The sequence below is a fragment of the Paenibacillus sp. GCM10027626 genome, from assembly GCF_042676285.1.
Classification (GTDB): Bacteria; Bacillota; Bacilli; order Paenibacillales; family Paenibacillaceae; genus Paenibacillus_Z.
In genome coordinates this window covers 703,060-717,608 of sequence record NZ_JBHTHC010000002.1, presented here as the reverse complement: position 1 = coordinate 717,608, position 14,549 = coordinate 703,060, and the positions used below count along the sequence as shown (strand labels likewise).

General features: G+C 53.5%; 11 protein-coding genes. All 11 read right to left on the bottom strand.

All coding sequences use genetic code 11. The features are described 5' to 3' along the window. Positions 1 to 9: 9 nt before the first annotated feature. Positions 10 to 1,317 carry a GTPase HflX gene (hflX, locus tag ACFQ0N_RS06960; protein WP_379324182.1) on the bottom strand — a complete coding sequence of 436 codons (1,308 nt, stop codon included), beginning with the start codon at positions 1,315 to 1,317 and terminating at the stop codon, positions 10 to 12. A 27-nt stretch (positions 1,318 to 1,344) separates the two neighbouring features. Further along, on the bottom strand, positions 1,345 to 2,322 hold the full coding sequence (locus tag ACFQ0N_RS06955; protein ID WP_379324309.1) for an AAA family ATPase: 978 nt from the start codon (positions 2,320 to 2,322) through the stop codon (positions 1,345 to 1,347). 155 nt (positions 2,323 to 2,477) lie between these two features. Further along, a complete protein-coding gene (locus ACFQ0N_RS06950; protein ID WP_379324180.1) occupies positions 2,478 to 3,323 on the bottom strand; it encodes a YdcF family protein in 846 nt (281 codons plus the stop codon). Further along, positions 3,320 to 3,877, bottom strand: coding sequence for a ribonuclease FAU-1 family protein (locus ACFQ0N_RS06945; protein WP_379324178.1), 558 nt, complete (start codon positions 3,875 to 3,877; stop codon positions 3,320 to 3,322). Before ACFQ0N_RS06945 ends, ACFQ0N_RS06950 begins: the two co-directional genes overlap by 4 nt. Before the next feature lie 205 nt (positions 3,878 to 4,082). Further along, a complete protein-coding gene (locus tag ACFQ0N_RS06940) occupies positions 4,083 to 4,757 on the bottom strand; it encodes a peptidylprolyl isomerase (RefSeq protein ID WP_379324176.1) in 675 nt (224 codons plus the stop codon). Between the two features lie 16 nt (positions 4,758 to 4,773). Then, positions 4,774 to 7,560: a transglycosylase domain-containing protein gene (locus ACFQ0N_RS06935; protein WP_379324174.1), complete on the bottom strand. Its 2,787-nt coding sequence runs from the start codon at positions 7,558 to 7,560 to the stop codon at positions 4,774 to 4,776. A 197-nt stretch (positions 7,561 to 7,757) separates the two neighbouring features. Next, positions 7,758 to 8,000, bottom strand: coding sequence for an RNA chaperone Hfq (gene hfq, locus ACFQ0N_RS06930; protein ID WP_379324172.1), 243 nt, complete (start codon positions 7,998 to 8,000; stop codon positions 7,758 to 7,760). 18 nt (positions 8,001 to 8,018) lie between these two features. Beyond that, positions 8,019 to 9,005: a tRNA (adenosine(37)-N6)-dimethylallyltransferase MiaA gene (gene miaA / locus ACFQ0N_RS06925; protein WP_379324170.1), complete on the bottom strand. Its 987-nt coding sequence runs from the start codon at positions 9,003 to 9,005 to the stop codon at positions 8,019 to 8,021. Continuing rightward, entirely contained in the window at positions 9,002 to 9,778 is a 777-nt protein-coding gene (locus ACFQ0N_RS06920) for a class I SAM-dependent methyltransferase (protein WP_379324168.1), read from the bottom strand. The genes miaA and ACFQ0N_RS06920 overlap by 4 nt, the downstream gene beginning before the upstream one ends. Further along, on the bottom strand, positions 9,775 to 11,781 hold the full coding sequence (gene mutL / locus ACFQ0N_RS06915) for a DNA mismatch repair endonuclease MutL (RefSeq protein ID WP_379324166.1): 2,007 nt from the start codon (positions 11,779 to 11,781) through the stop codon (positions 9,775 to 9,777). Before mutL ends, ACFQ0N_RS06920 begins: the two co-directional genes overlap by 4 nt. 27 nt (positions 11,782 to 11,808) lie before the next feature. Continuing rightward, complete coding sequence (mutS, locus tag ACFQ0N_RS06910) at positions 11,809 to 14,478, bottom strand: DNA mismatch repair protein MutS (RefSeq protein ID WP_379324164.1); 2,670 nt, start codon at positions 14,476 to 14,478, stop codon at positions 11,809 to 11,811. Positions 14,479 to 14,549 lie beyond the last annotated feature (71 nt).

Here is a 14,549-nt window from a genome sequence, read left to right as displayed (position 1 = left end):
CTCCCTCTATTAGTGTGCCTCGGACTGATGCTGCTGTGTATAAGCCTGCAGCTTATAGCCATGCACCTCATAATCATGTTTGTTCAGCTCGATCTTCAGACGCATCGTGCCGCCGTCAAGCTCCTGCGCGACTACTTCGCCAATCCGGTATGCCAGAGCGATCAGATCGCCTCTGTCGGCCGGCAAAGCAAAAGTGCGCGTATCGCCCGTCAGTTTATTTTGAATCGCTTGCCGCAGCCGCTCCAAATCCTCCGGGTTAAATGCGCTCATCAACAGCGTATCTTCGCCGCTATGAGGCAGCAATTGCGCCTGTTCGCCCTCGCAGAGGTCCATCTTATTGTACAAAATAATCTGCGGCGTGCCGGAAGCGCCGAGCTCGCCAAGTATTTGATCCACAACAGCCATCTGCTCATCGCGCATCGGCGAAGAGCTGTCTACGACATGCAGCACCAAATCCGCTTCATTTACTTCCTCCAGCGTCGCCCGGAAGGCAGCAATCAGATCATGAGGCAAATTTTGAATAAAGCCGACCGTGTCTGTCAGCACGACCTCTTTGCCGCTTGGCAGCTCCAATGCCCGCGACGTCGGATCAAGCGTTGCAAACAATTGATTTTCCACATAGACGTCCGCATCGGTCAGTTCCCTTAGCAGTGTTGATTTCCCCGCATTCGTGTATCCGACGAGCGCAACTTGCAGCGCCCCCGATTTGCGTCTGCGTTCGCGGTGCAAATTGCGGTGCTGGACAACCTCTGCCAGCTGCCTCTTCAGATCGGCAATCCGATCGCGAATATGGCGCCGGTCCATCTCCAGCTTCGATTCCCCCGGGCCGCGAGTGCCGATGCCGCCGCCAAGCCGGGATAAGTTTTTTCCATGCCCTGACAGGCGCGGCAGCAAGTAGCTTAGCTGTGCCAGCTCGACCTGAATGATCCCCTCTCTCGTCTTGGCCCGCTGCGCAAAAATATCAAGAATCAGCTGAGTGCGGTCAATAATTTTCAAGTCAAGCTCCTGCTCGAGATTGCGAACCTGCGCACCGGAAAGCTCCTGATCAAAGATAGCCGTCGTCGCCCCAAGCTCATCAGCAACCGCCCGCAATTCCTCCACTTTCCCTTTGCCAATAAACCAGCGAGTGTCCGGCGTTTCCCGATTCTGCGTAATTGCCGTCAACACTTCTACGCCAGCCGTTTCGGCAAGACTCACCAATTCTTGCAGCGAATGCTCCGGATCAGCACTCCCGCGCTTAATCGCAGGCGTCACCAAGCTGACCAAAATGGCGCGATCGGGTATTCCAGCCTCTGTCTCATAAGTCGATTGTCGCATCCGCTTAATGAAAGCTCCCTTCTATTATCACTTATCCCATTTCAAATCCTCCGGGCGGATTGCCATTAACTCTTGTCTGCCCGGCGAACTGCTCTGATATTGCCCCAGCAATCTGACCGCCTGATGACGAAACGCCTTTTCAATGATATTGCGCACATAGCGCGCATTGCTGAAGGAATAGACAGCAGACATTTTTTCCTCCATCAAGTGCTGCCTAAGCTTGAACAGCGCATGCGGCATCAGGCAATAATCGCGCTCCTTGGCCATCAGTTCGGCGATTTGGATCAATTGGTCGATCGAATAGTCGGCGAACTCAATCTGAATCGGAAAACGCGAAGGCAAACCCGGGTTCGTCAGCAAAAACTGTTCGATTTCCAGCGGGTACCCCGCTAAAATCAGCACAAACTGATTGCGATGATCCTCCATCGCCTTTACAAGCGTATCGATAGCCTCTTTGCCAAAATCCTTTTCACCGCCGCGCGCCAAGCTGTAAGCTTCATCAACAAACAGTACCCCGCCTAACGCCTTGCGCACAAGATCGCGCGTTTTTTGTGCCGTATGACCAATATACTCCCCGACAAGATCGGCCCGCTCCACTTCGATCAGATGTCCTTTGGAGAGCACACCCATCTTATTAAACAACTTGGCGACAATCCGGGCAATCGTCGTCTTGCCTGTGCCAGGGTTGCCTTTAAAGATCATATGATAGACATGCGAGCCGCTTGAAAGACCTGCCTCACTTCTCATTTTGGCTATTTGCAGTAGAGCATAAATTTCATAGACCAGCAGTTTCACATTATCCAGTCCAACCATCTGCTCCAGCTCTTGGCTGATTTCGTTGTAAGGATCTCCCGGCACAGGCGATTTGACAGCTGCAGGCTCACTTTCGATCGCTTGTGCAGTGGCGCCAACTGAGTGCGTTTCTTGTGAGCGCAATACAACGTTGATTTGCCTTGACGGCCGCGAGCTCCCGGTCTGTCCAGTCGTCACGATTCGTTCATTCATCCGCTCCATCACCCGTCCCCCGTATCCGTCTCTATTTGAGCGCAGCACAGCGGATTGCAATCTGCAGCAACCGTCCTTTGCGCGCCTTTTCCATATGTATTCTAGCGGAACAAGGCATATTAACAGATTTGCGAAGACGATTGATTATGAAAGGGCTATAGCGCACCTGTCGAACGAACGCCTATCAGCATCAAAAAAGCATCCAGCTTCCACTTCGTCATTGCAAGCACTTCGCGGGACTGATTGCGGGCGGCAGACAGCACCTGCGACTTGAAACCGGCTGTAACTGTGTTCTCATAGCCGATAAATGACGCAATCTCTCCGGCGCGAACAGCATGGTAATCATGAGTAACAATTATGATGCTGTTCCACCCGTTTAGTTTGGCCAAAGGCTTGCTAAACAATAAATTTTCATATGTACTCGTCGATTTGTCTTCGAGGACGAGCCGTTCTGGCGGCATTCCCTTCTGCTCAACCAAATAATTGCGCATGCCTTCAGCTTCTGTAATTGAAGCACCATTGGAATCGAGTCCGCCGCTCAAAATCAAATGCGAGACAACCCCCTGCTCGTACAGCTTGTAAGCATGGTCAAGCCTTTCCTTCAGCCCCGGGCTCGGCACGTCATTCCACAAAGCCGCCCCCAGTACGATTGCAGCGTCGGCCTTGGCCAGCTCCTTCGGAGGGGAATAGCTATTAATCGTCCACAATAAATAAGCGCACCAAAATGCTCCGAAAGCACAAACCCAAGCCATAAGCCGAAGCAAACGAGCAAAGAGAGGCCTCTTCCCGCCTCCCGATCGCTTATTTCGCCGCTTGACCGACTTTGGTTCAGCCTTCTTTGCCGGTGCGCTTCTGCTGCCGCTATCAGCGGCTGTCTTGGAAACGCCAGCGGGACGGCCAGGACGCGTGGCCCTGGCTGCCGTGCCGGCTGACTTCACTTCCTTCTTGCTTCCGCTTCTCTTGGTCGATCCGCGGTTATTCGGCTGTACGGTCTTGTTCATGACTCACTAACCTCACCATTCTGAGCGGCAAGTGCTTTTCGATGCTTTAAGCTTAATGTAAAGTAGCGAAAACGCCCGCTCTTAATTGCTGATAGCAGTCTGCCAGCCGTCTTGCGGGCAAGCGCCGCATCCTTATTGCTGATAACGCCTTGACGCACCGCATCCTCCAGCTCATCCTCATCCAGCAAATATACTTCCCCGGTCGGCAAGACGACGACATCCAGATACAAATCATCAAACCACGGCACCTGCTGATCCGTCAGCCCTTGCGTCTTACATACATCGATATACCACTGGACAACACGATTTTTGTCATCAAACATTGTCGTCACCACAAACTGTTCTCCGCGGGGAAAATGCTGCATCCACAAATAGCCGCGATCGGCCAGGCAAAGCTTGCGGCCATTGTATTCCTTCCATAGCGGATCCCGCAACTCATGAATACGATACAGTGTGACAATTCCCTTGAACTCATCGCCATTCATCGTCAGACAAGTGTAACTTTTTCGTAATATGCGCCGCCAATTGGCTCGGTCTGAAAATTTTCTTTTCATACGGAACGACCTTTCCGTTAAAATCGCAACCAAGTATCGAGCTTTCCTCAGGCTGCAAGTTGCGTGTTTCCCCACATACTACTAGTATATTCCGACTTATAAAAAAAAGCTTACCATATCTTAACTTCTATCTCCAGCGCTGATGGTAAACCGGCTGATTATTTTGAAAAAAGGAGAGCATCGGCGCTCTCCCGTTCATAACGAATTATTGTACTTCAATCTCAATCGTCTCGATTTTCACTTCTTCCGTAGGCTTGCTCATCTCTCTGCCATTTGCCTCTACTGGTGTCTGGGCGATTTTTTTGACAACGTCCATGCCATCTTTCACTTTACCAAAGATTGTAAAATTCGGCTGGCTGTTCAAGCCCCCCGCAACCGGGCCTGTACAAATGAAAAACTGGCTGCCGCCGGTGTTGGGTTGCCCCGTATTTGCCATCGCCACGACGCCATCCTCATATTTATGGCCGTTGTTCAGCTCATCCGGAATGTTATAGCCCGGGCCGCCGGTGCCATCCGCTTTCGGGTCGCCGGTCTGGATCATAAAATCTTCAACAATCCGATGAAACTTAATGCCGTCATAAAATTTTTCGTTGGCCAAAAAGACAAAGCTGTTTACGGTTTGCGGCGCATCCTTGGCAAAAAGCTCAACCGTAAAGGCGCCTTTTGTCGTTTTGAATTTTGCCAGATAAGTTTTCTCTACATCAATCGCCATTTCCGGCATCTTTGGCCACGACAACACTTTTTGTTCGGTTTGCTTGTCGTTGTTGTCAGCGGCTTTATTTGCATTTTCTTTATTTCCGTTTTCTTTTTTGCCGCAGCCAGCCATTACGATCACTAGCGCAACAGCCATTACAAGCAGAAGACCCTTCTTAAACGCCATGATGTTATTACCTCCACTATTGGTTCACTTCGACCGGTTCAGGAGTGCTGCTGAAATTCGCAGCGCTCCTGTTATCTTCCCGTTGTTCATACGATTGCATATTGCCGCTGTTTGTTCCCTGATTGCCCATCCCGTTATCCGGCGGCTGCACTTCCTCGACCGGCATTTCCGGATCCGGCTGCTCTACAGCACCATTTCCTGAACTGTTGCCGCTGCCGGGATCTGTTCCCGGATCCGGACTTCCGTTACCTGGATGAGACCCGCTGCCGTTGCCTTGTCCATGGCCGTTCCCTTGTCCATTTCCTTTTCCCGGCTGCGCAGGCGAGCCATTGCCGTTGCCTTGTCCGTTGCCGTTCCCCTGGCCTTGGCCATTGCCTTGTCCGTTGCCCTGGCCGTTGCCTTGCTCCTGGCCGTTATCGGTGCCATTGCCTTGTCCATTGCCGCTGTCAATCGGCGGCAGGCTCCAGTCGCCATCGCCGCTGCCATTCGTGCCATCCTCCGGATTTTCCGGAGTGTCAGGAATTACCGGATCCAGCTCCTCTGCCGGAATCTGCACGGTCAATCGGTCGGAAGGCGTGCTCTCTACATCGTTATCCGCATCGTAAGCCGTTATATAGTATTGATAAGCCATACCCGGCTGTATGCTTAAATCTGTCGTTCCATTCGCGCTAAGCGAATCCAGATGGCGAGACGCTTCCTGCTCCGAGGTCTCTTTGCGGTATACGCGATAGGTAATATTTTTCCCTTCCACAGGGTTCCAGGATATATCGACGCCCTTTTTGTCCGCATTATAGGAAGCAGTCAGCCCGGTTACCTGGGCGAGCGGCTTCTTCTCCTTCACGCCGTTTGGCTTATCAAAGCCTTTTACCGGCATCCCTTTCATAGCCGCCTGCATAACTTTGCTGAACATTGCGGCCGACTGCGAGCTGCTTTGCTTCAGCAAATGCTCTTTGTCTGTTTTGTCGTAGCCCATCCAGACGACTGCTGTCCATTCCGCCGTATAGCCAGCGAACCACGCATCGCGGTTGTTGCTCGATTTGTAATTTGGAATGCCGTGCTGCGTTGTACCGGTCTTGCCTGCGACCGGACGGTCAATGCGCGCTTTTGTACCGGTACCGCCCTGCTCTAATACCCCGCGCAAAAGATCTGTCATATACCATGCGGTATCGGAGCTCATCAGCCTTTTCGCTGCCGGCGCATTATATTCATATTCCGCCTTGCCGTCTTTGCTCTCGATGCGGATTAGCGCATGCGGGTCTACCTCCCGGCCATCATTGGCAAAAGCGCTGTATGCCTTCGCCATTTGCATCGGCGTCACCCCGCGCGTCAGCCCCCCCAGCGCAATGGCGAGATTGCGGTCATTTGCCTCATCCAGCTCAAAGCCAAGCTTCTCGGCGAATTTGAGCCCAGTCTTGACGCCAATTTCATTCAGCAGCCATACGGCCGAAGCGTTGCGCGATTCCTTGATGGATCGGCGCATGTCGATCGCACCGATAAATTTATTGCGATTGGAATCGCTAGGGCAATAGTTGCCGTAGCAGCGCTTCTCATCCATTACGGTCGACCATGGAAACCAGTCTCCTGTATCAAGCGCCGGTCCATAGGAGGCAATCGGCTTAAAGGCCGATCCAGGCTGGCGCGGTACAAGAACCCGGTTAAGCCCTTTATTTACATAATCGCGTCCGCCGACCATCCCCTGGATGTTGCCGTTGCGGTGATCAACAATAACCATCGCGCCTTGCACCTTTTGATCGTCGACGCTCTGTTCGAAGTTGCTTTCATCCTCAAACTCTTTCTCCATAACCGATTGCGCCTGCGGATTCAAAGTCGTATAAATTTTGTAGCCGCCGAGATTGAGCTGCTCCTCGGACAAACCTGTGCGCTGCTCAGCCTCATCAACGACATAATCGATAAAGGCCAAATATTTTTGTTTGCCGCCATCTTCTACCGATTTGGCCGGCGGCACATATTTTTCAGCGGCGGCCTTCGCTTCCTGGACCTGCTGATCCGTTATAAAGTTCTGCTCCCGCATCAAGGAGAGCACGACGCCCATCCGTTCCCTCGATTTCTCCGCATTGCCCAGCGGATTATATTTGTTCGGCGACTTCGGCGTGCCCGCCAACGTCGCAATCTGCCACACTTCCAAATCTTTAAGCTCACGGTCAAAATAATACTTGGCCGCCGCCTTGACGCCGTAAGTGCCTTTACCGAAATAAATCCGGTTCAAGTACATTGTCAGGATTTCCTCTTTCGTAAATTGATGTTCCAGGGCAACAGCGATCGAAGCCTCGGTCGCTTTGCGGAAAAAGGTCTTGTCATGCGATAAAAAGAGGTTCTTGGCGAGCTGCTGGGTAATCGTACTGCCGCCCTCAACCGCGCTCCGCGCGACGACGTCCTTCACCAGCGCCCGTCCGATCGAGACAAAGTCAATTCCCGAGTGATCATTAAATCTGCGGTCCTCTGTGGCAATAAATGCGTTGCGCAGCAGCTCGGGCAGCTCTTCATATTCTACCACTTCCCGGCTGAAGCGCTTGAGCTTGGCCACCTCATTGCCATTGATGTCGTAAATGGTGGATGGCTCCTCCATCACGAACTTATCTTTGTTCTCCGTCAAAATCCGCTCGCCATTCAATACAATTAACAAATATCCAATTATTCCACACACAACTGCAAAGGCACTCGTAAAAAACAACCATACCAGAACTTTTTTGCCGCTGATTCGCTTCTTAGCCTTCTTCGGGCTCTTCTTGCTCGTATTGCCAGCTCTGCTGCTTCTTCTTCCAGTGTTTGGTCCATCAGCCATAGCCGACTCCCCTCCTGCCTTGACGAGTGTTGTATCCCGCCTCTATTTATGCTCTTTATGTCTAATCGGCAAGCTATGAGCGTACGGCGCGCTCACAAGAACGAAAAGAACAACCCTGCACGCAGCGGGTTGCTCTTTCGTGCCGTTATCCAATTAAACGCAACACAAAATAAAAAAGTTTCAAAACGGCCGGCGAATTATCCTTCGCTCCCTGAATCCTGCTGCATTAAGGATACGTTGCGCTGCGGCGTAAAGGTCGAGATCGCATGCTTATACACCATTTGCTGGCGTCCTTCGCTATCGATAACAATTGTAAAATTGTCGAATGCTTTAATAACACCGCGAATTTGAAAGCCATTGGTCAAATATACCGTAACCGGGACACTATCCTTGCGCAATTGGTTCAAAAATGTATCCTGAATGTTGATCGTCTTGTTCATTATCCGTTTCCCCCATCACTAAAAAGATTGGTTAGAAGTATATTCAATATCCTCTTTAAACTTTCCTGCTATTATAGCATGAATTGGTTTTAAATTCTCATGAAAATTTTCAAAGATTTCAACCCATTCAATTTCCTTCATATGCCGGAACCAAGATAGCTGCCTTTTGGCGAAGCGGCGCGTATCTCGTTTGAGCAGCTCCACCGCCGCCTCAAGCGCATACTCCCCTTGCAAATAGCCGACAATTTCTTTGTATCCGAGCCCTTGCATGGAAATCGCAGCCGGCGGCACGCCGCGCGTCAGCAGACCTTGCACCTCTTGGACAAGCCCCTCCGCCATCATCGCATCAACGCGCTGCTCGATCCGCGCATACAGCTTTGCGCGCTCCATCGTCAGGGCAATCATGCACAAATGATAGGGCGATTCTTTTTGCTGGCCTTTTAGCTGCTCGCTCAAGGTTTGCCCGGTAATATGAAATATCTCCAGCGCGCGGATGATGCGCCGCTGATCGTTAACGTGCAGCCGCGCAGCCGACTGCGGATCGACAGCGCGCAGCCTTTCCAGCAGCATTTCGTTGCCATGCGTACTGGCCAATTGCTGCATCTCCGCGCGAAAGGCTTCATCGGAGTCCGCCTCGGAAAAATCATAGCCGTACACGACTGATTCCACATATAGCCCGGTGCCGCCTACAATCATGGGAAGCTTGCCCCGGCCGGCAATCTCAGCGATCAGCGCGCGGCAGCGCTCCTGAAACTCCGATACCGAGAACGGATGGTCCGGCTCGCAAATATCGATCATATGATGAGGGATGCCCTCCATCTCTTCCGCCCGAATCTTCGCCGTTCCGACATCCATCCCGCGGTAGACCTGCATAGAATCGCCGGATATAATTTCCGCGTTCCACGCCTTTGCCAGCTCGATGCTGGCGCTCGTCTTGCCGACTGCCGTCGGCCCGACAAGCACCAGCAGCTTTTGCTTTGCCGGCATCTCTAATTGCTTGCTCATGATAGCTTAATCACTCCATAGGCTATTTTGTTAACATGCTGCCGCACAAAACCGAGCCGCTCAAATTCCCTACTTTCGCGGTGCTCCTTCAAGACAACGGATTTGCGCGCGACCCGAACTGCATCCGCCACCGCTTGCTCCGTCAGTGCGGCCCGGTTAGCGACGCCGCGCAGCGGCTGCAGTGCGGCGGAATCATGCAGCGGTTGACGAAACATCGGGTCAAAATAGACAATATCCGCACTTTTGTCCGGCAGTGCGGCCAGAAACGCGCCATGCTCAGCACACTGCATCTCCACGCGGCGCAGCGCCTCATTGACATCTTCATGGATCGTCTCGTACCGCTGCAAGCCTTCGCGGACAACGGCACATAGCACAGGCTCGCTCTCCAGTGCGGTAACATGACCATCCGCACCGGCGGCGTAAGCAAATACAATCGCATCCGATCCTAAACCTGCCGTACAATCGATGACGCGGTCGCCCGGCCGACAGCCGCTCAACTCAATAAGCGGGTCCCGCTCGCCGCGGCGCATCCGCTTAATGCGGACATAAGCCATGCTGGGATGGAAATAGAGCGGCGGCTTGGCGTCATCCTCGCCATAAAAGCGCAGCCCTTGCGCGTCTATTATAAGTAGACGATGATCATTGTATCTTCGTTTCAATCCGATGAGCGATTCTTTTCGGCGGGGGACGACGCGCGCTCCCAATTCCTCGCCTAATTGCGCCGCCTGCTGCATGAGTTCGGGCGATGGCTTGGGCGCAGTCGTAATAATCATGACATCACCCGCTTGAACATTTTTTCCAGCTGATAAGTCGTCATATGTACAACTATCGGCCGTCCGTGCGGACATGTGTAGGGCTGGCTGCAGGCGGCCAATCTTGCGAGCAGCGTTTCCCCTTCTTCGCGGGATATCCGGTCGTTAGCCTTGATCGACGCTTTACAAGCGCACATGATGGCCGACTTCTCCCGCAATTTGCCGATGTGAACGGCGCCTTTTTCCTGCAGCAGCCATTCTGTCATCTCCTCGATCACTGCCTGCTCGTCGCCGCGTGGCAGCCACTCCGGACAAGCACGCACGAGGAAGGCGCTGCTCCCGAACGGCTCAAGCTCAAGTCCGGCATCTGCCAGCAGCTCCAGCTTGCTGCGCAGGGCGCTTGCCTCGGATGCTGTAAACTCCAGCGTAATCGGGACAAGCAACTGCTGGCTTGCCTGCTCTGGCCGCCCGAATTTATCCAAATAATACTCGTAATTTATTCGTTCATGCGCGGCATGCTGATCAATGAGAAACAGCCCTTCCTCATTTTGGGCGACAATATAAGTGCCATGAAGCTGGCCAATCCAGTAAAGCTCCGGAAACTTCTCCCCATGCTGTTCCCGCTCGGGAGCGGCCGTCTGCGGCGGGACCGGATCTGGGCCGGACGGCTGATCGGGCTGCTGCTGCTCCTGCTCATGTACAGGAGTTAGCGGTGCTGCAGCCGCCGTCTCTCTGACCGCCTCAGCAGTCGCTGGCGCGTCATTGTAATATGAATCTTTCGCTGGCGGAGCCATAGGCGGAGCAGGGGCATAAAGCCGTTCAGCCGTGTCCTTCGGTATAACCGGCTTACTGACATTATAGGCAAAGCCGCCTGTCCCTGCGCCGCTCCAATTTCCGCCCGCCCTCGTCTCCGCGGCCGCTTCCCCTGCCACTTTGGCTTGTGGCGGTTCTGCAGGGTCGGGGCGATGGAACGAGATCTGATCCTGTACGAACAGCGGCTTCGAGCGTTCTGTCTGGGCCGGCCCGGGAATATGGCGCTGCTTTCCAAGCGCTTTCTTCAGGCTTTCCTCAATAAACTCCCGCAATTCGGCTTCTTTGCTGAAGCGCACCTCCATCTTGGAGGGATGGACGTTGACATCCAGCAGTGACGGATGCATGCCCAGTTCCAGCACAACTAGCGGATAACGATTGATCGGCAGCAGCGTGTGATAGGCCTGCATAATCGCCTGATTCATAATAAAGCTGCGGATGTAGCGGCCGTTGACGACAATGGTAATGCCATTGCGATTAGCTCTGGTCTGCTCCGGCTTGGAGATATAGCCGCGCAAATCATAGTCCGGATGCTCGCCTTCTACTGCGATCATCGCCTTCGCTGCGCTTGAGCCGTATACCGCGGCAAAAGCTTGAAGCCTGTCGCCGCTTCCCAGTGTGCGCAACAGGGAATTGCCGTTATGTTTTAAAGTAAAAGCTATTCCCGGATGAGCAAGCGCAAGCCGATTGACATAATCGGCAATATGTCCAAGCTCGGTCTGAATGGACTTCATATATTTTAAGCGTGCAGGCGTGTTGAAAAACAGATCCCTCACGGCAATGTCTGTCCCTTGCGGCGCACCCGCCTGCTCCAGCACCTGTACAGCGCCGCCTTCAATCACGAGCCGCTTGCCCAGTCCGCTTGAATCTGCGGCAGAGAGGCACTCCACCTTCGATACTGCCGCAATACTCGGCAGCGCCTCGCCGCGAAATCCAAGGCTCGCAATCCGAAACAAGTCTTTATCGCTTTTTATTTTGCTTGTTGCATGCCGAAAAAAGGCCGTCTCCATATCATCGGCTTCGATGCCTGAGCCGTTATCCGTCACCCGAATCAAGCTTAAGCCGCCTTCTTCAATGACTACATCTATTGCCGTTCCCCCTGCATCGATCGCATTTTCCAGCAGCTCCTTGACGACCGAAGAAGGACGCTCAACGACTTCTCCGGCGGCAATCTGGTTTGCCAGCTGCTCGTCCAATACTGTAATTTTACCCATTCCACGTCCTCCTTTAACGGTCTGTCATCATTTTTCTTCCTGCAGCCGCTGCTTCATTTCGTTCAGCCACTGCATCGCCTGCATCGGGGTCATATTAAACAAATCGAGCTGCCGCAGCTGTTCCGCTACCATTTCAGCCTTCGGGGAAGCCTTGCGAACCTTTACAGGCTCGTGCTGCACAGTTTCCGCGCTAAACATCGCCAATTGCACGACATTGCCCTGCGTCGGCAGCTCCTCCTTCGCCGGAGCCGCTAATGCGGCTGCTGTTTCTTTCACCATATCGGGAGCTGTACGCGGCTGAGCCGTTTCGTTATGCTCCAGCGATTCCAGCAGCGAATAGGCCCGGTCAATGATGCCGCTCGGCAGCCCGGCCAGCTGCGCACAGTAGATGCCATAGCTTGTACTCGCCGCCCCGGGCACCAACTTGCGCAAAAACGTTACATTATCGCCCGTTTCCTGCACAGCCATACATGCATTTGCAAGCGACGGCAGCGTCTGCTCCAGATGCGCCAGCTCATGGAAATGCGTTGAGACGAGCGATTTGCAGCCGACCTCATGATGGACAAATTCAATAACCGCTTGCGCAATTGCCATCCCCTCGGCTGTCGAGGTGCCGCGGCCCAGTTCATCGATAATTACAAAACTTTGCGCAGTGGCCTTTTCCGTCATTGCCTGAATGTCCTTCATCTCGACCATAAACGTGCTCTGTCCGCCAATCAAATCGTCAGCAGCGCCGATCCGGGTAAAAATGCGATCCGTAAGCGGCACGACAGCGCGCTTAGCCGGTACGAATGATCCGATCTGCGCCATGATGCAAATAAGCGCCACCTGACGCATATATGTACTTTTCCCTGCCATATTCGGGCCGGTAATGAGCAGCATCGCTTGCCCGCTGCGCGTAAGCGACGTGCCATTCGCTATGAACGGCACTCCCTCCATAACAGCTTCCACCACGGGATGCCGCCCTTCTTCAATAACGAGGTCGTACGACTCCGTTATTTCCGGCCGCACAAAGCGCTGCTCCGCGCCGATCGTCGCCAGCGACTGATATACGTCCAGCGTAGCCAAAGCCTCGGCCAGCTTCTGCAATCGGTGCAGATGGAGAGACAAATGCTCCCGCAGTTCAACAAATTTGGCATACTCCAGGTCGACCATTTTCTCCTCTGCCTCAAGAATAAGCCGCTCCTTCTCCTTCAGCTCGGGCGTTACGAACCGTTCGGCATTAGCCAGCGTCTGCTTGCGCTCATAGCGTCCTTCTGGCAGCATCGACAGATTCGCCTTCGATACTTCAAGATAATAGCCGAATACTTTATTGAAACCGATCTTCAGCGTGCGGATGCCCGTCGCCTCGCGCTCCTGACGCTCCAGCTCGGCCAGCCACTTTTTGCCGCTGACGCTCGCTTCACGCAGCTGATCCAAATAATCGTCGTAGCCTTTGCGGATCAGACCGCCTTCGCGAACCGATACCGGCGGATCATCGACGATAACCGTCTCGATCATAGCCGCCAAATCGGCACAATCGTCAATGCCCTGCATAAGCAACTGCAGCGTTGCCGAGCCTGATGCGGCACATAAAGCTGCGAGCGGCGGTACATGCTGCAGCGAGCTTTTAAGAGCGTTCAAATCACGCCCGTTGGCGCTGCCGAAAGCTACGCGGCCGACCAGCCGCTCAAGGTCGTAAATCTCATTCAATTCGCTGCGCAGCTCATCGCGCAAAATCAAATCATGGTACAGCTTGTCCACCGCTTCCAGCCGCTCGTCGATCGGCGCTTTGGACAATAGCGGCTTATCGATCCAGCGGCGCAGCTGGCGCGCCCCCATGGAAGTGCGCGTACGGTCGAGAAGCCACAGCAGCGAGCCTTTTTTGCTGCGGTCGCGGACCGTCTCCGTCAGTTCCAGATTGCGCCTCGTGAAAGGATCCAAAATCATATACTGATTCGGCTCATAGACGCGAATTTGTCTGACATGACCGAGCGAGCGCTTCTGCGTTTCATTCAGATAGCCAGTCAGCAGGCTTACAGCCCGATAACGGGCAGCGGACAGCGCCGTTAATTGCGCAGCGTCAAATTGCGCGGCAAGGCGCTCATCCTCCATTGGCTGCCGCACGGTGAACAAGACCGGACGGCTCCAGCCCGCCGCAAGAGGCTCAAGCTGCTGCAGAAGCGCCGCGTCGCCCACGATCTCAGAAGGATGATACAAATTCATTTCATCCAGCAGTATATCTACAGATCGCACAACGCTTGTCACATAGAGCTCGCCAGTTGACAAATCGCAGGCAGCGACACCGTAGGCTTCGTCCCCGACGGCAACTGAGACAATAAAATTGTTCGCCTTATCGGCAATCGACTTCGACTCCATAACCGTTCCCGGTGTAATGACGCGAACGATCTCGCGCCTGACTACGCCTTTGGCCGCAGCCGGATCCTCGACCTGCTCACAGATCGCAACCTTGTAGCCTTTTTCAATGAGACGCGCTACATAGCCCTCGGCTGAATGGTAGGGAACGCCGCACATCGGAATGCGCGATCCCCCGCCCCCTTCCCGTCCTGTTAGCGTAATATCCAGCTCTCTGGACGCCTGTACGGCGTCATCAAAAAACATTTCATAAAAATCGCCCAAGCGGAAGAAAAGAAAAGCGTCCTTCGCCTCCTCCTTGATGGCGAGATACTGTTGTATCATCGGGGTATATGATGCCATGGCGCCCCTCCTGCATAAAAGATAGCTGATTGTTAAACATCAGATCTCCATTATAACAGAAAAGCAACCCG

What these genes read in the sequence shown, in the direction of transcription:
- hflX (WP_379324182.1), bottom strand. Translation starts at nt 1,317, where the DNA reads ATGCGACAATCGACTTATGAGACAGAGGCTGGAATACCCGATCGCGCC.
- ACFQ0N_RS06955 (WP_379324309.1), bottom strand. Translation starts at nt 2,322, where the DNA reads ATGAATGAACGAATCGTGACGACTGGACAGACCGGGAGCTCGCGGCCG.
- ACFQ0N_RS06950 (WP_379324180.1), bottom strand. Translation starts at nt 3,323, where the DNA reads ATGAACAAGACCGTACAGCCGAATAACCGCGGATCGACCAAGAGAAGC.
- ACFQ0N_RS06945 (WP_379324178.1), bottom strand. Translation starts at nt 3,877, where the DNA reads ATGAAAAGAAAATTTTCAGACCGAGCCAATTGGCGGCGCATATTACGA.
- ACFQ0N_RS06940 (WP_379324176.1), bottom strand. Translation starts at nt 4,757, where the DNA reads ATGGCGTTTAAGAAGGGTCTTCTGCTTGTAATGGCTGTTGCGCTAGTG.
- ACFQ0N_RS06935 (WP_379324174.1), bottom strand. Translation starts at nt 7,560, where the DNA reads ATGGCTGATGGACCAAACACTGGAAGAAGAAGCAGCAGAGCTGGCAAT.
- hfq (WP_379324172.1), bottom strand. Translation starts at nt 8,000, where the DNA reads ATGAACAAGACGATCAACATTCAGGATACATTTTTGAACCAATTGCGC.
- miaA (WP_379324170.1), bottom strand. Translation starts at nt 9,005, where the DNA reads ATGAGCAAGCAATTAGAGATGCCGGCAAAGCAAAAGCTGCTGGTGCTT.
- ACFQ0N_RS06920 (WP_379324168.1), bottom strand. Translation starts at nt 9,778, where the DNA reads ATGATTATTACGACTGCGCCCAAGCCATCGCCCGAACTCATGCAGCAG.
- mutL (WP_379324166.1), bottom strand. Translation starts at nt 11,781, where the DNA reads ATGGGTAAAATTACAGTATTGGACGAGCAGCTGGCAAACCAGATTGCC.
- mutS (WP_379324164.1), bottom strand. Translation starts at nt 14,478, where the DNA reads ATGGCATCATATACCCCGATGATACAACAGTATCTCGCCATCAAGGAG.